Consider the following 21,018-nt stretch of genomic DNA (forward strand, 5'->3'; position numbering starts at 1 on the left):
GTCACGTTGAATGGGATCGGTGGCGGGGGCTTCGACGCGGTGCCTCGCTTCGCTCGGTACCGGCTCAGCCGGCGGGGGCGGGGGTGACACGGACCACTCCATGGCGTACGATTCCGTTCAGTTAATCCCTACTAACTGAAGGGTCGATGGTGACCAGCACGCTCGACGGCTTCCGGGCCGCGCACCAGCAGAATCTCGACCTGCTCAACCAGCGTCTGACGACGGTGTCCGCCGGCGGCGGGGCCAAGGCGCGCGAACGCCACGTCGCCCGCGGCAAGCTGCTGCCGCGCGACCGAGTCGACGGGCTGCTCGATGTGGGCTCGCCGTTCATCGAGGTGGCTCCCCTCGCCGCGTTCGGGATGTACGACGACAAGGCTCCGGCCGCGGGTGTCATCGCCGGCGTCGGCCGCGTGGCCGGCCGGGAATGCATGATCGTCGCCAATGACGCCACGGTCTCGGGTGGCACCTACTACCCGGTCACGGTGAAGAAGCACCTGCGCGCGCAGGAGATCGCCGCGGCCAACCGGTTGCCCTGTATCTACCTCGTCGATTCCGGCGGCGCGATGCTGCTGCAGCAGGACGAGGTCTTCCCGGATCGCGATCACTTCGGTCGCATCTTCTACAACCAGGCCACCATGAGCGCCGCGGGCATCCCGCAGATCGCCGCGGTCCTCGGTTCCTCGACCGCCGGCGGCGCCTACGTCCCGGCCATGAGCGACGAGACGGTCATCGTTCGCAATCAGGGCACCATCTTCCTCGCCGGACCGCCGCTGGTGAAAGCCGCCACCGGCGAAGACGTCTCGGCCGAGGACCTCGGCGGCGGCGCGATGCACTCCTCGGTCTCCGGCGTCACCGACCACCTCGTCGACAACGACCAGCAGGCGCTCGCGAAGGTCCGCGAGATCGTCGCCACTCTCGGTCCGCGTGAGGCGCCGCAGTGGGAGACCATCCCGTCGCGGGAGCCGCTCCGTCCGCAGACCGACATCTACGACGTCGTGCCCACCGATTCGCGCACGCCGTACGACGTGCGCGAGGTCATCAAGATCATCTGTGACGCCGGTGAATACACCGAGTTCAAGGCGAACTACGGCACGACCCTCGTCACCGCATTCGCCCACATCCACGGTCACCCGGTGGGCATCATCGCCAACAACGGCGTACTCTTCAGCGAATCCGCCCTCAAGGGAGCGCATTTCATCGAGCTGTGCGATCAGCGTCGAATCCCGTTGATCTTCCTCCAGAACATCACCGGGTTCATGGTCGGCAAGGCCTACGAGGAGGGCGGCATCGCCAAGAACGGGGCCAAGATGGTCAACGCGGTGGCCTGCGCGCGTGTCCCGAAGTTCACCGTCATGGTCGGCGGCTCGTTCGGTGCCGGCAACTACTCGATGTGCGGCCGGGCCTACTCGCCGAGGTTCCTGTGGATGTGGCCCAACGCACGTATTTCCGTGATGGGAGGGCCGCAGGCCGCCGACACGCTGGGCACGGTGCGCCGCAACCAGATCGAGCGATCCGGGGACACCTGGCCGGCGGCGGACGAAGAGGCTTTCAAGGCGCCCATCCGGGAACAGTTCGAACGCCAGTCCGACGCCTACTATTCGACGGCCCGACTCTGGGACGACGGCATCGTCGACCCCGCCCAGACCCGCACGCTGCTCGGGCTCGCGCTCGAGACGGCGCGGTACGCGCCACTGGCCGACCCGCGCTACGGCGTCTTCCGGATGTGAGACGCGAGACCGAGATGCAATCGCCGAGTTCGACCACGACCCGCAGAGGACCCGAGACCGTGAGCACCAGACCCATTCGCAGCGTCCTGGTGGCGAACCGTGGTGAGATCGCCTGCCGGGTGATCGACACGCTGCGCCGCTTGGGAATCCGAAGTATCGCCGTCTACTCCGACGCCGATGCGCAAGCACGCCACGTCCGCGAGGCCGATGTCGCCGTCCGGATCGGACCGGCCGCCGCCTCCCAGAGCTACCTCGACATCGATGCCGTTGTCGACGCCGCACGCAAGACCGGTGCCGACGCCGTGCACCCCGGCTACGGATTCCTCTCGGAGAACCAGAAGTTCGCCGCCGCACTGGCCGAGGCGGGCATCGTCTTCATCGGCCCGCCGGCCGAGGCCATCGCCACGATGGGCGACAAGATCACCGCACGCGCCGCTGTCACCGAGCGCGACGTACCGGTGGTTCCGGGACTCTCGCGTCCCGGCCTGACCGACGACGACCTCATCGCCGCGGCCCCCGACATCGGCTTCCCCGTCCTCATCAAGCCGAGCGCCGGTGGCGGCGGCAAGGGCATGCACCGCGTCGCCGACCCGGCCGAACTGCCCGCGGCACTCCAGCGCGCACGACGCGAGGCGGGCGCCGCATTCGGTGACGACGCCCTGTTCCTCGAACACTTCGTGGACACCCCGCGCCACATCGAGGTGCAGGTCCTCGCCGACACCCACGGCAACGTGATCCATCTCGGCGAACGTGAGTGCTCCCTGCAGCGCCGCCACCAGAAGGTCATCGAGGAGGCGCCGTCGGCGCTGCTCGACGCCGAGACCCGCGCCCGGATCGGCGAGGCCGCCTGCGACGCCGCGCGCAGCGTCGGCTACACCGGCGCGGGCACCGTCGAGTTCATCGTCTCGGCGCACAAGCCGGACGAGTTCTTCTTCATGGAGATGAACACCCGACTGCAGGTCGAACACCCGGTCACCGAACTCGTCACGGGAATCGACCTGGTGGAACAGCAGATCCGCGTGGCCCGCGGTGAGGTCCTCGGATTCGGTCAGGACGAGATCACGCTCACCGGCCACGCCGTCGAGGCCCGCGTGTACGCCGAGGATCCCGCACGCGGCTTCCTGCCGACCGGCGGCACCATCGAACATCTCGTCCATCCCGACACGTCGCCGGGAAGCGGCGTCCGCGTCGACTCCGCGATGCTGGCGGGTCTGCGCGTCGGCAGCGACTACGACCCGATGCTCGCCAAGATCATCGCGCACGGCAGCGATCGTGAGGAGGCGCTCGAACGACTGGACCAGGCACTGGCGCACACTCGCGTCCTCGGTGTCGTCACCAACATCGACTTCTGCCGCTTCGTCCTGCGTCAGCAGGCCGTCGTCGACGCCGAACTCGACACCGAACTCCTCGATCGTCTCGTCACCGATTACGCGGTGCCGCAACCTTCTCCGGAGGCGCAGGTCCTCGTCGGCCTCGCCCGCATCGGCACCCGGGACCGCGGTGACGTCTGGTCCTCGTCCGTCGGGTGGCGCGTCGGCGCACCCGCGCCGGTGGTGACCAGACTCGTGAGCGGCGGACATCACTCCACCGTCTCGATCCGCGTCGAACATGCTGACGCGCACTCTGTTTCGGGAACAGCCATGGTCACCGCGGAGGGTGCCGAAGGTGACGCGTCGTGGTCTGCCGACGTCGTCTACCTGCCCGCGCGGCCAGGTGACGGCCCGAACTCCGACCGGCTCATCGTCGACGGGATCAGTCAATCGTGGTCGTCGACGCTGATCGGCGAGTCGTGGTGGGTGTCGGGTCCGTCCGGCGCGTGGGTCCTCGACCTGGCCCGCCCGCTCCTCGACGAGGCCGCCGACGAACGGGCCGGCGAGATCGTCAGCCCGATGCCGGGCACCGTCGTCGCCGTGGGTGTCACCTCCGGCGACGAGGTGAGCAGCGGCGCGTCCATCGTGGTCGTCGAGGCGATGAAGATGGAACACGCCCTGACCGCGCCCGTCGACGGAACCGTCGACATCACGGTGTCGGTGGGTGACAAGGTGGATGCCGGACAGATCCTCGCCGTGGTCACGCCGGCCTCGGTGGCCGATCCGAAAGAACCCGTCGACACCGCCGCCCCCTCGTGACGGCCCTCCGCAAGCTCCGGGCCTCCTCAGGGAGCGAACGGGCGACGGCCCTCCGCAAGCTCCGGGCCTCCTCGGGGAGCGAAGGGGCGACGGCCCTCCGCAAGCGACCGGCTCCACCGCTCCCTGAGGTGCGAGGAGCGCAAGCGACCGGCTCCACCGCTCCCTGAGGTGCGAGGAGCGCAAGCGACGAGCCTCGAAGGGCTCGGAACCAACCGAACCAAAGTGACAAGAGCGAATAGGACTCTCATGGAACTCACGCAGGAGTACACCGACCTCATCGAGACGGTGCGCGACTTCGCGCAGACCGTGGTGGCGCCGGTGGCCGCGAAACACGATGCCGACCACACCTTCCCGTATGAGGTCATCGCCCAGATGGGCAAGATGGGGCTCTTCGGGCTGCCGTTCCCCGAGGAGTACGGGGGCATGGGCGGTGACTACTTCGCGCTGGCCCTCGCGCTGGAAGAACTCGGCAAGGTCGACCAGTCCGTGGCCATCACCCTCGAGGCCGGGGTGAGCCTGGGCGCGATGCCGATCTATCGTTTCGGCACCGAGGAGCAGAAGCAGCAGTACCTGCCCGACCTCACCGCCGGCACGGCACTCGCCGGTTTCGGCCTGACCGAACCGGGTGCGGGCTCCGACGCCGGTGCCACCGCGACCACCGCCCGCGACGACGGTGACTCATGGATCATCAACGGCGGCAAGCAGTTCATCACCAATTCGGGCACCGACATCACCTCGCTGGTGACGGTCACCGCGGTGACCGGGGTGAAGGAGAACGGCAAGAAGGAGATCTCGACGATCATCGTGCCGTCGGGAACGTCGGGTTTCACCGCCGAACCGGCCTACAACAAGGTCGGCTGGAACGCCTCGGACACGCACCCGCTCACGTTCACCGACGTGCGGGTGCCCAAGGAGAATCTGCTCGGCGAACGCGGGCGCGGCTACGCCAACTTCCTGTCGATCCTCGACGAGGGACGCATCGCGATCGCCGCCCTCGCCACCGGTGCCGCACAGGGTTGCGTCGACGAAAGCGTCAAGTACGCCAAGGAGCGTCAGTCGTTCGGCAAGCCGATCGGGGAGTACCAGTCGGTGTCCTTCGCCATCGCCCGGATGGAGACCCGGGCGCACGTCGCGCGGACCGCCTACTACGACGCGGCGGCGAAGATGCTGGCAGGCAAGCCCTTCAAGAAGGAGGCGTCGATCGCGAAGCTGGTGGCCAGCGAGGCGGCGATGGACAACGCGCGCGTCGCCACCCAGATCCACGGCGGCTACGGATTCATGAACGACTACCCGGTCGCGCGCCACTACCGCGACTCCAAGATCCTCGAGATCGGTGAAGGCACCACCGAGGTGCAGCTGATGCTCATCGCCCGCGAGCTGGGTTTCGCATGAGTGACGGAGGCATGAGCGAGGCCGACCGCACACCCGTGAACCGGATCGTCCAGCGCGGACTCTGGTTCGAGGAGTTCACCGAGGGCACGCTCTACGAACACCGGCCGGGCCGCACCGTGACCGAGGCCGACAACGTGCTGTTCACCACGCTCACCATGAACACCCAGGCCCTGCACCTCGACGCCGCCTGGTCGGCGCAGCAAGCCGGCTTCGGTGGACAGCGCCTGATCAACTCGATGTTCACGCTGTCCACGATCGTGGGCCTGTCGGTCAGCCAGCTGACACAGGGCACACTGGTGGCCAACCTCGGATTCTCCGAGGTCGCGTTCCCCGCGCCGCTGTTCGCCGGTGACACGTTGTACGCCGAGACCCTGTGCACCGGTAAACGCGAATCCCGGTCGAGGCCGGGGGAGGGCGTGGTGAACTTGACCCACATCGGACGCAATCAGCACGGCGAGGTCGTCGCGCGAGCCGCGCGGGCCACGTTGGTGCGCAAGCAACCTACGGAGTGACGAAGATGTTCTTCGACGGACCCGCCGACAACTCGCTCGTGAGCGGAGCGAATCTGGGTGATTCCCAGCTGGCCAACGCCTGGCTACCCGCCGGGCCGGCCCTGCTGTTCTGCCCGGCCGACCGGCCGGAGCGCTACCAGAAGGCTCTCGATCGCGCCGACGTCGTCATCCTCGACCTCGAGGACGCGGTGTCGCCGGCGAATCGCGCGGTGGCCCGGGAGGCGTTGATCGCCAACCCGATCGACCCCGACCGCACGATCGTGCGGATCAACCCGGCCGGCACCGGCGACTACCGTCGCGACCTCGCCGCGGTCTCCGAGACGAACTACCGCGTCGTCATGCAGGCCAAGTCGGAGGACGTGGCGTCGATCCTGGACACCGCATTCCAGACGATCGCGCTGATCGAGACACCGCTCGGTGCCACCCGCGCCAACGACATCGCCGCCACCTCGACCTGCATCGGACTCATGTGGGGCGCCGAGGACCTGGTCGCCGGACTCGGCGGGACGTCGAGCCGATTCGGCCCCGACGAGCCGCGGGCCGGCGAGTACCGCGACGTCGCCGCCTGGGTACGGTCGATGGTCCGCATCGCGGCCGCCGCGCACGGCAAGTTCGCCGTGGACTCGGTGCATCTCGACATCGGCGACGTCGACGGCCTGATCGACGAGGTGCGGGACGCGGTGGCCCTCGGCTACACCGCGACCGCGTGCATCCACCCGTCGCAGGTCGAGCACATCCGCGCGGGCTACCAACCGTCCGAGGAGTCGATCGCGTGGGCGCGCAGGGTCATCGACGGTTCCGCGGAACACAACGGCGGCGTCTTCAGCCTCGACGGCCAGATGATCGACGGTCCGGTGCTCCGGCAGGCCGAGGTCGTGCTGTCCCGGCTGACCGAACGACCGACCGTGAACGCCGAGGACTCCTGATCCACCTGCGACTCCTGATCCACCTGCACTGACTCGTTCGCGACATCCCCGAGAGACCGGAGCATGCCATGAGCAACGACGCTCACGCCCAGAACCTCGCACACACCCACGGACCGCAGAGTCCGGCCCTGCTGACGGACACGATCGGCGTGACCCTGGCGCGGACCGTCGAGAGATACGGCGACCACATCGCGCTGATCGACGCCGCGGCGGATCGGCAGTGGACCTACACCGAATTCCACCGTGACGTAAGGGCATTGGCCGCCGGCCTGCTGCGCCTCGGGGTGGCGCCGGGGGATCGCATCGGCCTGTGGGCGCCCAACCGGTTCGAGTGGGTTCTCACCCAGTACGCCACCGCCGAGATCGGCGCGATCCTGGTGAACCTGAACCCGGCCTACCGCCAGAACGAGATCGAGTACGCCCTGAAGCAGTCCGGATCGAGCGTCGTCCTCGCCGCCGAGCGGTTCAAGGACTCGGGCTACGCGTCGATGCTGGCGGAGGCGCGCCCGCACTGTCCGGACCTGCGAACCGTGGTGACCTTCGAGTCCACAGACTGGGCGGACCTGACCGCCACCCCCTCCGACGAGGAGCTGGCACGCGTCGCCGACATCGCGGCGTCGTTGTCCGCCGACGACCCGATCAACATCCAGTACACCTCGGGCACAACGGGATTCCCCAAGGGGGCGACGCTGTCGCATCGCAACATCGGGAACAACGGCTACCTCGTCGGTGAGCTGCTCGACTACACCGCCGAGGACCGCATCTGCCTGCCGGTGCCGTTCTACCACTGCTTCGGGATGGTCATGGGCAACCTCGCCGCCACCAGTCACGGTGCGGCCATGGTGATCCCGGGCCCGGCCTTCGACCCGCGGGCAACACTGGACGCGGTCGCCGAACACCGCTGCACCAGCCTGTACGGCGTGCCGACGATGTTCATCGCCGAACTCGCGCTGCTCGACGCGGCCCCCGACGGGTACGCTCCCGACCTCTCGTCGCTGCGCACCGGGATCATGGCCGGTTCACCGTGCCCCGAACAGGTGATGCGCCAGGTGGTCGATCGCATGCACATGAGCGAGGTCTCCATCTGCTACGGCATGACCGAGACATCGCCGGTGTCCACCCAGACCAGGGTCGACGACCCGCTCGAGTTGCGCGTCACCACCGTCGGCCAGGTCGGACCGCACCTCGAGATCAAGATCGTCGCCCCCGGCACCGGGGAAACGCTCGGACGCAACGAGACCGGTGAACTGTGCACGCGCGGCTACTCGGTGATGACCGGCTACTGGAACGACCCGGAGAAGACCGCCGAGGCCATCGACGCCGACGGGTGGATGCACACCGGCGACCTCGCCGAGATGGACGACGCCGGCTACGTCCGGATCACCGGCCGGATCAAGGACATGGTGATCCGCGGCGGCGAGAACATCTACCCGCGCGAGATCGAGGAATTCCTCTACACCCATCCCGACATCCTCGACGCCCAGGTCATCGGTGTCCCGGACGAGAAGTACGGGGAGGAACTCATGGCGTGGGTCCGACTCCGCGACCACGCAACCGATCTCACCGCGGAGGACGTTCGCGCCTTCGCCGACGGCAAGATCGCCCGGCACAAGATCCCGCGATACGTCCACGTGGTCAAGGAATTCCCCATGACCGTCACCGGAAAGGTACGCAAGGTCGCGATGCGCGAAGAGGCCACCTCCATCCTGGAGGACCTGAGATGACCGGTGCGTCCCGGTCGGGTGACCGGCAGACGAGTACGGCGCTGCGGGCCGACGAGCCCGCGATGGACCGGTTCCGCCGGCTCGTCGAGGACCGTTTCGGTGCGCGCACCGCGGATTACGACGAGCTCTGGTCGTGGTCGGTGCGGCAGCCGGCACAGTTCTGGCGAGCACTGTGGGAGTTCTTCGACCTCGACGCGCTGGCGGCCGAACCCCTCGCCGAGGGCGACGCAGCGGTCCTCGGCGACGCCCGGATGCCCGGCGCGCAGTGGTTTCCCGGCATCCGCTTGAACTACGTCAGCCAGGTCCTGCGCCACGCCGACCTTCCCGGTGCCGCCATCGTCGGACTCGACGAAGCCGGGGAACGCTCCGAGATCGCCTGGTCGGAATTGCCGGGAATGGTTGCCGCCCTGGCCACGACGCTGCGTGAGCAGGGGATCGGTCCCGGCGACGTCGTGGCCGCCTACCTTCCCGACATCCCCGAGGCGGTCGTCGCCTTCCTCGCCACCGCGAGCCTCGGCGCCATCTGGTCCGGATGCGGTCAGGACTACGCACCCCAGGGCGCCGCGAGCCGCCTCGGCCAATTGCACCCGAAGGTCTTGTTCAGCGCCGCGGGTTACCGCTACGGCGGCAAGGACATCGACAAGCGTTCCGACAGTGCGGAACTGGCGAGCCTGCTGCCGGAGCTGGTCGCGCACATCACGATCGGCGGGGACGCCGACACCGTCTCGGACGGGGGCCCGGCACGCATCGACTACGCCGACGCCCTCACCACGGATGCCGGTGACGCGGAACCGGTCCTCGTGGACTTCGACCATCCCCTCTGGATCTTGTTCAGCTCGGGGACGACCGGACGCCCCAAGGGGATCGTGCACGGTCACGGCGGCGTCGTCGTCGAACATCTCAAGGCGGGTGCGCTGCACGGCGACCTGTCCTCGGACGACGTGTTCTTCTGGCAGACCGCGCTCAGCTGGATGATGTGGAACTACCAGGTCGCCGGTCTGCTCTGCGGGGCACGGATCATCTGCTACAGCGGTTCTCCCCTCTACCCGGACGCCGACCGGCTCTGGCAGATCGTCGCCGATGAGAAGGTCACCTACTTCGGCACCTCGCCCGGTCAGCTACAGGCATCTCGCAAGGCCGGCCTCGAACCGGGCCGCGACCACGACCTGTCTCGGCTGCGCGCCCTGGGCAGTACGGGCTCCTCGCTCGCCGCCGACCTCTTCACCTGGGTCGACGACCACGTGAAAGGCGGACTGCCGATCTCGTCGATCAGCGGGGGCACCGACATCGTGTCGGCCTTCGCCGGCGGATCGATCGGTGCCCCGGTGGTGCCGGGCGAGTTGTCGGTCCGCTATCTCGGTGTCGCGCTGCAGAGCTGGGCCCCGGACGGCACACCGCTCGTCGGCGAGGTCGGCGAGCTCGTCGTCACCGCGCCGATGCCGTCGATGCCGGTGCATTTCTGGGACGACCCGGACGGCACCCGCTACCGTTCCGCCTACTTCGACCATGAGTGGGAAGGCCCGACGGCGCATCCCGATGGGCCGGTGTGGCGTCACGGCGACTGGGTCACCGTGACCGAGCGCGGCTCACTGGTCATCCACGGTCGCAGCGATGCGACGTTGAACCGGCACGGAATCCGCATGGGATCGGCCGACATCTACGAGGTCGTGGAGGCCCTCGACGAGATCGCCGAGGCGTTCGTCCTCGGCGTCGACGGACCCGGCGGCGCCTACTGGATGCCCCTGTTCGTCACTCTCGTCCCCGACGCGGTCCTCGACGACGCCCTCACCGCGCGGATCGCTGCCGCGGTCCGAGACCGGTTGTCCAAACGCCATGTGCCCGATGAGGTGATCGAGGCACCCGGTATCCCACACACGCGGACCGGCAAGAAACTCGAGGTTCCGGTCACGGCGATTCTGGCCGGCCGGTCGGAGGTCAACATCGATCCCAAATCGGTCGACGACTACTCGCTGATCGACTGGTATGCCGAACAGGGCCGAGCTCACCACTGGTGATCGTTGTGCACGAGGAGCGCATCGTCCCCGCCCGGCATGGGTAGCGTGGACGGTGTCGTCGACGGCAGACGTCGAATCGTTCATGTGACCCGACGGTCACATGTACTACCGTGGGCCCGGTGTGCCCGTCGGGACGGTGACGGGGGAGATTCCGTCATCACCGGCGCGCGACCCGAGCGAAGAAGACCCAGACGAGCCGACCAGGAGATCGCCATGACGTATCCATCGGGGGGCTACGGGCAGCAGCCCGAGTCCGGCCAGTCCTACGGCCAGTACGGGAGTCCCTCGGGCTACCCGCAGGCCGGATCCCAGAACCCCGGATCGCAGGGGTCGCCGACCTCCGGTTCGGAGCAGTACGGCCAGCAGTACCCGCAGAGTGGTCAGCAGGGTTACGGCCAGAGCCCTCAGCAGAATTATGGGCAGCAGTACGGCCAGCAGCAGGGCTATGAACAGCAGTACGGCCAGCAGCAGGGCTATGAACAGCAGGGTTACGGTCAGCAGGGTTACGGCCAGCAGGGCTACGGCCAGTACTTCTATTCGCAGCAGCCGGCGAAGCCGCCGAGCCAGGGCCTGCCCGCGATCACGCCGACGATCCTGGCCGGCGTCATCGGGCTGTTCGGGCTCGTCGTGCTGTTCAGCGGCTTCCTCGCCGCCGCCAAGGCCTACGACTTCGAGGTGCAGCTGTTCCAGACGCAGTACAACGCCCCGTACGCGCTGGTCGCCGTCGCCGGTGTGCTCTCGCTCATCTGGCTGATCCCGGGCGTCAAGGTCGCCGCGGCACCGATCGTCGCATCGCTGACCGTCACGGCGTTCCTGATCACGCTGTTCCAGTTCCTCAACGTCGACGACAACGCCTCCGGCGCGATCGTCCTGCTGATCTTCTCGCTCCTCTCGGCGATCCTCGCGATCGTGTGGCTGCTCGTCGAGGCGGCGGTCATCAAGGTGGCGCCCGCGGTGGGAGCTCCGTCGTCCGCCACCGGACCGATCTCGACCGCGGCGTCGACCGCCGATGCCTCGGCGAGCCAGTCGGCCGCCGGTCAGGGTCAGGGCGATGCCCAGTCCGCCGCATACGGCACCGGCAGCGGCCAGGCGCAGTACGGCCAGCAGTCGTCGGGCCAGCAGCCGTCGGCGAACTACGATCCGTCCGCGTACTCGCAGGCGCCCGGCACCGGCCAGAGCGGCTACCCGGGATCGGGCGCCCAGCCGGGACAGGCGTCGGCGCACAGTGAGTCCGGCTACGGCGGCTACAACCCGGGTCAGTACTCGGCGAGCGCCTCGGGAGCCTCGACCGGTGGTGGCGCGTCGGCGAGCCCGTCGGAATCGGAGGCCGGTCCGGCCGCCGACCACTCGACCACGGTCTTCCAGAAGCCCGAACCGCCCACGAGCAGCGGTAGCTGATCGGAGGCATACGAGGGTGCCCCGCCGACACTCGTCGGCGGGGCACCGTCGTGTTCGGGGCCGGCTCTCGTGACCTGAGACGCTTTCCGTCTCATCGCGGCGCGTCTCCGACGGCCCGGCGGCCACCCGTGCCACGCTCATGACGATGCCCACCTTCAGGCCCGACTCGACCGCGGAGAACCTGGCGTCGCAGCTGCGCGCACTGCGACGATCCCGTCGTGCCCAGCGCAGCGCCGTCGAGGGTTCGGCCCGGCAGCTGGCCGTGGTCGCATTCACCGTTCCCGCGCTCGCCCTGGTCACGCTCATCGTCGTGATGCTGACGGTGCTGCTGCTCGCGAGTAGCGGACTCACCGGCCTGCCGAGCGCGATCGCGTCGAGCTGGTTGGCGATCCATCAGGTGCCGGTGACCATCAGCGGGGTCACGATCGGCGTGCTGCCGTTGCTGCCGACCCTGGTCGTCGCGATCGGCACCGCCCGCCTGACGACCCGCGCGATCGGTGGGAGTGGACCCACACAACGGTCGGCGCACGACCTGTTCGACGTCGGTGCCGTGGTCTGCTCGGCGATCGTCGGTCCGTTGCTGATCACCGCGATGTCCCTGGCCATCGTGATGGACGGCGGATCGGTGCTCCCGGTGCAGACGCCCAATGCGCTGATCGCCTTCGCCTACACGATCGGTATCCACGGCGGTGCGGCGCTGGCCGGCGTCACCTGGGTACGACGACACGACTTCGCAGCCCGGTGGGGGATGTCCTACGCCGACCGCCGCGGCTTCCGATACGGACTCGTCGCCGTGCTGGCATTGCTGGTCACCGGCGCGGTGCTGGTGTGCCTGCGCATGCTGATGCGGCACACCGAGATCGGTGAGCTGATCGAAACGGGCTACGACTTCGACGGTTTCCTCGGGCTCACCCTGCTGTCGCTCCTGTATCTCCCGAATCTGATGGTCGGCGCGACCGCTGTCCTCGTCGGTTCCGACGTACAGCTCGGCGCGATGACCGTCGACCTGTTCACCGTCCGCGGGGGAGCGGTCCCTCCCGTCCCCGCCCTCGCCGTCCTGCCCGACGGAACCGGTGCAGGCGACTGGGGCTTCCTCGGGCTGATCGCCCCCGCCGCCGTGGCGGTCTTCGTGGGCTGGCGCTGCCGCGACCTCAACCCGGTCGCGCATTTTCGCTCGATCGGGGTGGCCGCAGCCGTCGCCGCATCGGCCATGGCGATCCTGACCGCGACCGCCGGCGGATCGCTGGGCGAGTTCGGCGACGTCGCGGTCACCGTCTCCGCGGCCGGCGTCTTCACGCTCGGCTGGATCGCGGTGGTCGGCATCCTCCTCGCGCTCGTCTACGCCTTCCTCCCCTCGACCCGGGCCGCCCGCGCAGCCGTCGGGGACGAGTACTTCGACGACCCGGACGACCTCGGCTTCGAAGACGAATACGTCATCGTCGCCGACATCGACGAAGACGACGAATACGTCGAGTACACCGAGACCGACGACGGTGCGTACGAGGACGATGAGTACGGCGAGGGGTACGACGACGAGGGGTACGGCGACGAGGGTGGCTACGAGGACGCCGAATACACCGAGGCGGACCACGCGGGGGACGACTCCGTCGACGGGTTCGTCCCGGCCGATGCGGACGACGTCCCGCCGTCGACCAATCGGATCCACCCCGACGACCTCGACGACAGCAACCTCGTCGACGACGCCGACTACGACCTCTACCCGGGAACACCCGGCGCGGGGCGTCGGCGCTGAGACCCGCTCATTCCCGCTCGACGTGCTGCTATTAGGCTCGCAGGCGTGACTTCGGAGACCGCGCCTGCACCAACACCTGTCGTGGTGATGGCGTCGGGCACCGGTTCCCTGCTCGAGTCGCTGCTCGCCCGTGCCGCCGCCGACGACGCTCCGTTCACGGTCGCGGCCATCGTGGTCGATCGCGTCTGCCGGGCCCAGGAGATCGCGCAACGCAACGAGATCCCGTTGATCACCTGCCGCGTCGGCGACCATGACGATCGGGCCGCCTGGGATCAGGCGCTCACCGACGCCGTCGCGGCGATCGATCCGGGCTGGGTGGTCACCGCGGGATTCATGAAGATCCTCGGTCCGGCCTTCCTCGAACGGTTCGGTGGACGAATCGTCAACAGCCATCCCGCGCTGCTGCCGGCGTTCCCGGGCGCGCACGGCGTGCCCGAGGCACTCGACTACGGCGTCAAGGTCACCGGTGCGACCGTCCACCTCGTGGACGAAGGCGTCGACACCGGCCCGATCCTGGCCCAGCAGGTGGTCACGGTCGACGACGACGACACCGTCGACACCTTGCACGAACGCATCAAAACGGTCGAGCGCGTGTTGCTCGCCGAAGTGGTGACCGCACTGGTCACCCGTGGAGTAGTCATCGATGGACGAAAGGCCCGCATCCCGTGAACGCACAGCCCGCTGACAGCGCCCGCCGACCCATCCGGCGCGCACTGGTGAGTGTCTACGACAAGAGCGGCCTGGCCGACCTCGCGACCGCACTGCAGGTCGCCGGGGTGGAGATCGTCTCGACGGGATCGACCGCCAAGACCATCGCCGACGCAGGTGTCCCCGTCGTGGAGGTCTCGACGCTGACCGGCTTCCCCGAGTGCCTCGACGGCCGGGTGAAGACCCTGCATCCCAAGGTGCACGCCGGCATCCTCGCCGACACCCGCAAGGACGACCACGTCGCCCAGCTCGCCGAATTGGGCGTCGCCGCATTCGATCTCGTCGTCGTGAACGTGTACCCGTTCACCGCGACCGTCGCCTCGGGCGCGACCCCCGACGAGTGCATCGAGCAGATCGACATCGGCGGCCCGTCGATGGTGCGCGGTGCCGCCAAGAACCACCCGTCGGTGGCCGTCGTGACCAGCCCCGGTGACTACGGTCTGGTGACCGAGGCGATCTCGGCCGGCGGCTTCACTCTCGCCGATCGGAAGAAGCTGGCCGCCAAGGCGTTCCGGCACACCGCCGACTACGACGTGGCCGTCGCCTCATGGATGTCGAGCGTGGTCGCACCGGAGGACGAGTCGCAGTTCCCGATCTGGGCGGGTGCCACCTGGAACCGCTCGGCCGTCCTGCGTTACGGCGAGAACCCGCACCAGGCCGCCGCCCTCTACGTCGGCAACGCCGGCGAAGGCGGCCTCGCCACCGCCGAGCAGTTGCACGGCAAGGAGATGAGCTACAACAACTACACCGACGCCGACGCCGCCTGGCGTGCCGCGTACGACTTCGACGCGCCGGCGGTCGCGATCATCAAGCACGCCAACCCGTGCGGCATCGCCGTCGGTGCCGACATCGCCGAGGCGCACCGCAAGGCCCACGCCTGCGACCCGGTCAGCGCCTACGGCGGCGTGATCGCCGCGAACCGCGAGATCACCGTCGAGATGGCCGAGCAGGTCGCCGAGATCTTCACCGAGGTCGTCGTTGCGCCCGGTTTCGCCGATGGCGCGCTCTCGGTGCTCACCCGCAAGAAGAACATCCGTGTGCTGGTGGCGACACCGCCGTCGGCCACCGGTATCGAGACCAAGCCGGTCTCCGGTGGTCTGCTGATGCAGCAGCGCGACGTCCTCGACGCCGAGGGTGACAACCCCGCCAACTGGAACCTGGTCGCCGGTCCGCCGGCCGACGCCCAGACTCTCGCGGATCTCGAATTCGCCTGGCGTGCTTGTCGTTCGGTGAAGTCGAACGCGATCCTGCTGGCCGCCGACGGTGCCTCGGTCGGCGTCGGCATGGGGCAGGTCAACCGTGTCGACTCCGCCCATCTCGCCGTTCAGCGTGCCGGTGACCGCTCCTCGGGCAGTGTCGGTGCGTCCGACGCCTTCTTCCCGTTCCCGGATGGTCTCCAGGTGCTGCTGTCCGCGGGCGTCAAGGCGGTCGTGCAGCCGGGCGGTTCCATTCGTGACAACGAGGTCATCGAGGCGGCCGACGAGGCGGGCGTGACGCTCTACCTCACCGGGGCCCGCCATTTCGCTCACTGATCTCGCACTACTCGTCGTCGCCGGTTTCGGCGCGGGTCTGATCGGATACATCACCGGACTGGCGTCCATCGTCAGCTATCCCGCACTTCTCGCGGTCGGTCTCACCCCGATCGCGGCGAACGTGACCAACACGGTCGCACTCGTCGCGGTCGGGGTCGGCAGCACCGCCCAGTCGGGTAGGGCCCTGCTCGACGGCGATCGCCGACGCCTCGTCATCGGACTGTTCGCCGCACTCGTCGGCGGAACGATCGGCGCCGCACTACTTCTCGTCACGCCTGCCGAGGCATTCGAGGCGCTGGTCCCGTTCCTGGTGGCGATCGCGGCCATCGCGCTTCTCGTGCAGCCGGTCCTGCGTCGGTGGGCGACCTCGCACGCCGAACGGCCGTGGATCTTCATCCTGGGACTGATGATGATCTGCATCTACGGCGGCTACTTCGGTGCGGGTGCGGGCATCATGATCCTGGCGCTGATGCTGGTGGTCACCAGTGAGCCGTTATGGCGTGCGGCACTGTCGAAGTCGGTGTTCCTCGGGGTCGCCAACGCCGTCGCCGCGGTCGGGTTCATGATCTTCGGGCCGGTGGACTGGTGGGCCGCGCTCGCGATGGCGATCGGCTGCCTCCTCGGCGGCTGGTGCGGGCCGCCGGTGGTCAAGCGACTGCCCGCCGGTCCGTTGCGGATCGTCGTCGGACTGTGCGGGCTCGGCCTCGCAGTGTGGCTCGCCGTCGCCTGAGTACGGATGAGGCCGACGATGGCGTCCTCGTGAGAGGTCCCCGAGGGCACATCGCCCTCGGACAGCGCTGAGATGGACGCGAACTTCGCGGTGTTTCGGTGTTTCGGTCAGCGTGAGCGCAATCCTGTCCGTCTCGTCGGCGGGCGACTACACAGGACGGGTGTCCGTTTCCGCACTGCCTGCCCCGCACCGCGACTGCTCGTCGAGCATGTCGTGTCCCGGGCCGGCGGCCGGAACGGAGTCGATGCGTCTGATGACGATCCACTCGATGAACTGGTCCGACGGGTCCCACCAATCGAGTTCGGAAACCGGTTGGGCGACCTGACGTTCGGCCACCCGGTGTGGGATTCCGGCGACGTCCCGGACGAGGTGTACGAACTCGACAGCGCCGACAACGGATTCGCCGACGTCTGGCACACCGACATGACGTTCATGCCGCGACCGCCGATGGGTTCGATCCTGCGTCCGGTCGTGTTGCCGCGCAACGGCGGCGACACCAACTGGGCCGACGCCGAACTCGCGTATCTGTCGCTGTCCGAGCCGATCCGACGCCTCGTCGACGGTCTGACCGCGGTGCACGACGGCAGTCGCGAGTTCGGCTACTACCTCAAACAGCGCCGCGACGGGCGCGGAAACACCTGGGACGGCAAGGAAGTCACCGAACTCGTACCGGTGAGCCATCCGGTGGTGCGGGTGCATCCGGAGACCGGCCGCAAGTCGCTGTTCGTCAACCCGGGTTTCACCTCGCACATCGAGGGCGTGTCGGAGGCCGAGAGTCGCGGCATCCTCGACCTGCTCTACGCGCACATCACCAAGCCCGAGCACATCGTCCGCCACCGCTGGCGTCTGGGTGATCTCGTGCTGTGGGACAACCGCAACACGCTGCACTACGCCAACCGCGACTACGGCGACAACCGCAGCGTGATGCACCGCATCACGCTGCGCGGCGACGCTCCGGTCGGGCCGGCCTGAGGCGACCTTCGAGATCCGTATGACGTTGTGCCCGGAATCCGGGCACAACGTCATACGGATACTTTTGCCCTCGTATTCAACCAAGGGGTTGACAACAGCGCTCCGCGGGAGCATCGTCGTATTCAACTAATCGGTTGAGGAGGACGAATGGCCGACGAGCTGTCCAAGGTGTTCGCCGCACTCGCGGACCCGACCCGCCGCGACATGGTCGCGCGACTGGCGGTCTCCGACGCGACGGTCAGCCAGCTCGCCGAGCCGTACGACGTCAGCATCCAGGCGGTCTCCAAGCACCTGAAGGTGCTCGAGGATGCCGGCCTGGTGACCCGAACCCGAGAGGCCCAGAAACGTCCGGTCCATCTGGAAGCCGAGGTGTTCGACCTCATGACCAAGTGGATCGAGCGGTACCGACGGCGGGCGGAAGAGCGCTACCAGCGACTCGACGTACTGCTCGCCGAGATGAACGACGGACCCGAGGCGGAACGTCCCGAGGGTCAGAACGACAAGACAACCGATAACGACACGACAACGAGGAAAGGAAAGGCGTCATGAGCACCACACAGACCCGCTATCCCGAGGCCGCCATCGAAGCCGACAAGGAGGTCCCGATCATCCGGATCACCCGCGACTTCCGTGGCACCCCAGCCCAGCTGATGAAGGCGCACACCGATCCCGATCTGTTCGTCCGCTGGATCGGCCCCGACGCCATCACCAGCCGGATCCTCGAATGGGATGTGCGCGACGGCGGCAGCTGGCGCTATGTCTCGACCCACGAGGGTCAGGAGTTCGGCTTCCGCGGCTGCTTCCACACCGTGGGTGAGGACAAGATCGTGCAGACCTTCACCTTCCTCGGGATGCCCGACCAGGTGTCGCTGGAGACGCTGTGGTTCGAGGACCTCGGCGACGGCACGACGCGCCTGCATGCCCAATCCCTGTGCGACAGTTTCGAAGCCCGCGACGGCTGGCTCGCGTCGGGCATGGAGGTCGGCGTCAACGAGGGGTATGCCGCCCTCGACCGGCTGCTCGAGTCCGGCGAGCTGTAGAACCATGGCACTGGCAGAACTCGACGCCGCAGACCGGCACCGTGCGGTCGCGGCCGGATTCGCCGACGTGATCGCCGACGTCTCCGACTGGGAGGCGCCGACACCGGTCGACGGCTGGGTCGCGCGCGATGTCGTGGCCCACCTCGTCGACTGGTTCACCGGGTTCCTCGACGCCGGGGGCGTGCGGTTGCCGGGCGGGCCCGCGGTCGCCGACGACCCGGCGGCGGCCTGGTCGGCGCATGCGGCAGCGGTGCAAGAACTGCTCGACGGGCCGTCGGCGCGGGAGACCTTCGCCCACCCGATGGCGGGGGAGCACCGCCTCGCCGACGCGGTCGACCGGTTCTACACCGCCGACGTCTTCATGCACACCTGGGACCTCGCCCGGTCGCAGGGCGCGACCCCCGACCTCGACACCGCCTATGCGCAGGTGCTGCTCGACGGGATGATCCCCATCGACGAGTTGCTGCGGAGCTCGGGTCAGTACGGACCCGCCGTCGACGTGCCCGCCGACGCCGACTCCGTCAGCCGCCTGATGGGCTTCGTCGGCCGGGACCCCACTGCCGGCTGAGCCGGTTCCGAGCGTAGCGAGGCGTTGTCCTGCCGGCTGAGCCGGTTCCGAGCGTAGCGAGGCACCGCGTCGAAGCCCCAGCCCCGCTGCCCCTCGAGACGCCCTTCGGAGGCTCCGGGCTCCTCGGGGAGCAGGGGGTGCTTCGTCGGGCGCGACCCCTCTGCCGGCTGAGCCGGTTCCGAGCGTAGCGAGGCGCCGCGTCGAAGCCCCAGCCCCGCTGCCCCTCGAGACGCCCTCCGCAGGCTCCGGGCTCCTCGGGGAGCAGGGGGGTGCTCCCTCGGCCGCGACCCCTCCGCCGGCTGAGCCGGTTCCGAGCGTAGCGAGGCACCGCGTCGAAGCCCCCTCTGCCGGCTGAGCCGGTTCCGAGCGTAGCGAGGCACCGCGTCGAAGCTCCTGGGTGACCACCCGACAGTGCGCACGCACATCACAACTCGGAGTAGCGTGGATCACGTGCCAGAGGACAATTTCACCACCCATGGTTCTCAGTCGACCGAAACCCGCCATCCTTCACCCCGCACCCTGGGTGAACTGCGTGCCAGCGGCCATGTGCAGCGCAGTGTGCGCGACGAGATCCGCAACAATCTGCTGACCGCGCTCCGCGAGAGTCGCGACCCGTGGCCGGGGATCGTCGGCTTCGAGGCCACCGTCATCCCCCAGCTCGAGCGCGCGCTCATCGCAGGTCACGACGTCGTGATGCTCGGCGAGCGCGGACAGGGCAAGACCCGCATCCTGCGCACCCTCGTCGGGCTCCTCGACGAGTGGACGCCGGTGATCGCCGGATCAGAGCTCGGCGAGCACCCGTACGAGCCGATCACCCCCGCGTCGATCCGCAAGGCCGCGAACCTGCTCGACGATCTGCCGATCGAATGGCGTCACCGCTCGCAGCGCTACAGCGAGAAGCTCGCCACCCCCGACACCTCGGTGGCCGACCTCGTCGGCGACATCGACCCGATGAAGGTGGCCGAGGGTCGCAGTCTGGGCGATCCGGAGACCATCCACTTCGGCCTCATCCCGCGTGCACATCGCGGGATCGTCGCGATCAACGAGTTGCCGGATCTGGCCGAGCGCATCCAGGTCTCGATGCTCAACGTGATGGAGGAGCGCGACATCCAGGTCCGCGGCTACACACTGCGGCTCCCGCTCGACGTGCTCGTGATGGCGAGTGCGAACCCGGAGGACTACACCAACCGCGGTCGCATCATCACTCCGCTGAAGGACCGCTTCGGCGCCGAGATCCGCACGCACTACCCGCTCGAACTCGACGACGAGGTCGCCGTCATCGAGCAGGAGGCCGACCTCACCGCGAGTGTCCCGACCTTCATCGTCGAGATCCTGGCGCGGTTCACCCGTTACGCCCGCGACCACCCGTCCATCGACCAGCGTTCGGGTGTCTCGGCCCGCTTCTCGATCGCCGGGGCCGAAACCGTTGCCGCCGCGGCACTTCACCGCGCGACGGTCACCGGCGAGGACCAGGCGGTCGCGCGTGTCGTCGATCTCGAGTCGGTGGTCGAGGTGCTGCGCGGCAAGATCGAGTTCGAGTCCGGCGAGGAGGGGCGCGAGCTGGAGATCCTCGAGCACCTCATGCGCAAGTCCGTCGCCGACACCGTCCGCGCACATCTCGGCGGAATCGACATGGCGGCGCTCGTCGACGCCCTCGAGAACGGTGAGCCGGTCGTGACCGGTGACCGCGTGCGGGCTGTCGACTTCCTGGGCTCGATCCCGTCCCCGGAGACAACCGGGAATGTGCTCGACGCGATCGCCGAGCGCCTCGAGGCCGACATCGAAGGCGAGCGGGCGAGTGCCGTCGAGTTGGCACTCGAGGGTCTGTTCCTGGCGCGTCGGATCGGCAAGGAAGCCGACGAGGCGGGCCAGACCATCTACGGCTGAGGAGA

The 21,018-nt window shown here is 68.4% G+C and carries 16 protein-coding genes and 1 pseudogene; all 17 read left to right on the top strand.

Features of this window, described 5'->3' with window-relative positions; translation table 11 throughout:
* The first annotated feature begins 146 nt into the window (after positions 1-146).
* The 17 genes and pseudogenes from GAA2_RS06410 to GAA2_RS06490 all read left to right on the top strand — a co-directional run bounded on the left by GAA2_RS06410 (position 147) and on the right by GAA2_RS06490 (position 21,013).
* Positions 147-1,727, top strand: a complete 1,581-nt coding sequence (locus GAA2_RS06410) for a carboxyl transferase domain-containing protein (protein ID WP_248664716.1) — start codon at positions 147-149, stop codon at positions 1,725-1,727.
* A gap of 59 nt (positions 1,728-1,786) precedes the next feature.
* On the top strand, positions 1,787-3,856 hold the full coding sequence (locus tag GAA2_RS06415; RefSeq protein ID WP_191834826.1) for an acetyl/propionyl/methylcrotonyl-CoA carboxylase subunit alpha: 2,070 nt from the start codon (positions 1,787-1,789) through the stop codon (positions 3,854-3,856).
* Positions 3,857-4,102: 246 nt separating this feature from the next.
* On the top strand, positions 4,103-5,248 hold the full coding sequence (locus GAA2_RS06420) for an acyl-CoA dehydrogenase family protein (RefSeq protein WP_191834827.1): 1,146 nt from the start codon (positions 4,103-4,105) through the stop codon (positions 5,246-5,248).
* Between the two features lie 11 nt (positions 5,249-5,259).
* Entirely contained in the window at positions 5,260-5,760 is a 501-nt protein-coding gene (locus tag GAA2_RS06425) for a MaoC family dehydratase (RefSeq protein ID WP_191834828.1), read from the top strand.
* Positions 5,761-5,765: 5 nt separating this feature from the next.
* Positions 5,766-6,686, top strand: coding sequence for an HpcH/HpaI aldolase/citrate lyase family protein (locus GAA2_RS06430; RefSeq protein WP_006436159.1), 921 nt, complete (start codon positions 5,766-5,768; stop codon positions 6,684-6,686).
* 68 nt (positions 6,687-6,754) lie between these two features.
* Positions 6,755-8,410, top strand: coding sequence for an AMP-binding protein (locus GAA2_RS06435; protein ID WP_006436160.1), 1,656 nt, complete (start codon positions 6,755-6,757; stop codon positions 8,408-8,410).
* A 62-nt stretch (positions 8,411-8,472) separates the two neighbouring features.
* Complete coding sequence (locus GAA2_RS06440; protein WP_051995393.1) at positions 8,473-10,425, top strand: acetoacetate--CoA ligase; 1,953 nt, start codon at positions 8,473-8,475, stop codon at positions 10,423-10,425.
* A 213-nt stretch (positions 10,426-10,638) separates the two neighbouring features.
* Positions 10,639-11,823 (top strand): DUF5336 domain-containing protein, encoded by a 1,185-nt coding sequence (locus GAA2_RS06445; protein WP_159405188.1) that lies wholly within the window; start codon positions 10,639-10,641, stop codon positions 11,821-11,823.
* Between the two features lie 145 nt (positions 11,824-11,968).
* Positions 11,969-13,576, top strand: a complete 1,608-nt coding sequence (locus GAA2_RS06450) for a DUF6350 family protein (protein ID WP_006436163.1) — start codon at positions 11,969-11,971, stop codon at positions 13,574-13,576.
* Between the two features lie 45 nt (positions 13,577-13,621).
* A complete protein-coding gene (gene purN / locus GAA2_RS06455; protein WP_006436164.1) occupies positions 13,622-14,245 on the top strand; it encodes a phosphoribosylglycinamide formyltransferase in 624 nt (207 codons plus the stop codon).
* Positions 14,242-15,816 (top strand): bifunctional phosphoribosylaminoimidazolecarboxamide formyltransferase/IMP cyclohydrolase, encoded by a 1,575-nt coding sequence (purH, locus tag GAA2_RS06460; RefSeq protein WP_159405187.1) that lies wholly within the window; start codon positions 14,242-14,244, stop codon positions 15,814-15,816. Before purN ends, purH begins: the two co-directional genes overlap by 4 nt.
* Positions 15,803-16,546 carry a sulfite exporter TauE/SafE family protein gene (locus GAA2_RS06465; protein ID WP_081598219.1) on the top strand — a complete coding sequence of 248 codons (744 nt, stop codon included), beginning with the start codon at positions 15,803-15,805 and terminating at the stop codon, positions 16,544-16,546. Before purH ends, GAA2_RS06465 begins: the two co-directional genes overlap by 14 nt.
* Positions 16,547-16,840: 294 nt before the next feature.
* Positions 16,841-17,518: pseudogene (locus GAA2_RS06470) on the top strand (TauD/TfdA dioxygenase family protein); the annotation flags it as partial.
* A gap of 147 nt (positions 17,519-17,665) precedes the next feature.
* Positions 17,666-18,067 (top strand): ArsR/SmtB family transcription factor, encoded by a 402-nt coding sequence (locus GAA2_RS06475; protein WP_024499993.1) that lies wholly within the window; start codon positions 17,666-17,668, stop codon positions 18,065-18,067.
* A complete protein-coding gene (locus GAA2_RS06480; protein ID WP_006436170.1) occupies positions 18,064-18,558 on the top strand; it encodes an SRPBCC family protein in 495 nt (164 codons plus the stop codon). Before GAA2_RS06475 ends, GAA2_RS06480 begins: the two co-directional genes overlap by 4 nt.
* A 4-nt stretch (positions 18,559-18,562) precedes the next feature.
* The gene (locus tag GAA2_RS06485; protein ID WP_006436171.1) at positions 18,563-19,126 is read left to right on the top strand and encodes a maleylpyruvate isomerase N-terminal domain-containing protein; all 564 of its coding nucleotides are present in this window, start codon (positions 18,563-18,565) and stop codon (positions 19,124-19,126) included.
* A gap of 441 nt (positions 19,127-19,567) precedes the next feature.
* Positions 19,568-21,013, top strand: a complete 1,446-nt coding sequence (locus tag GAA2_RS06490; protein ID WP_006436172.1) for a sigma 54-interacting transcriptional regulator — start codon at positions 19,568-19,570, stop codon at positions 21,011-21,013.
* Positions 21,014-21,018 lie beyond the last annotated feature (5 nt).

This window comes from Gordonia ajococcus, from assembly GCF_012974285.1.
In the GTDB taxonomy this organism is placed as follows: domain Bacteria; phylum Actinomycetota; class Actinomycetes; order Mycobacteriales; family Mycobacteriaceae; genus Gordonia; species Gordonia amicalis.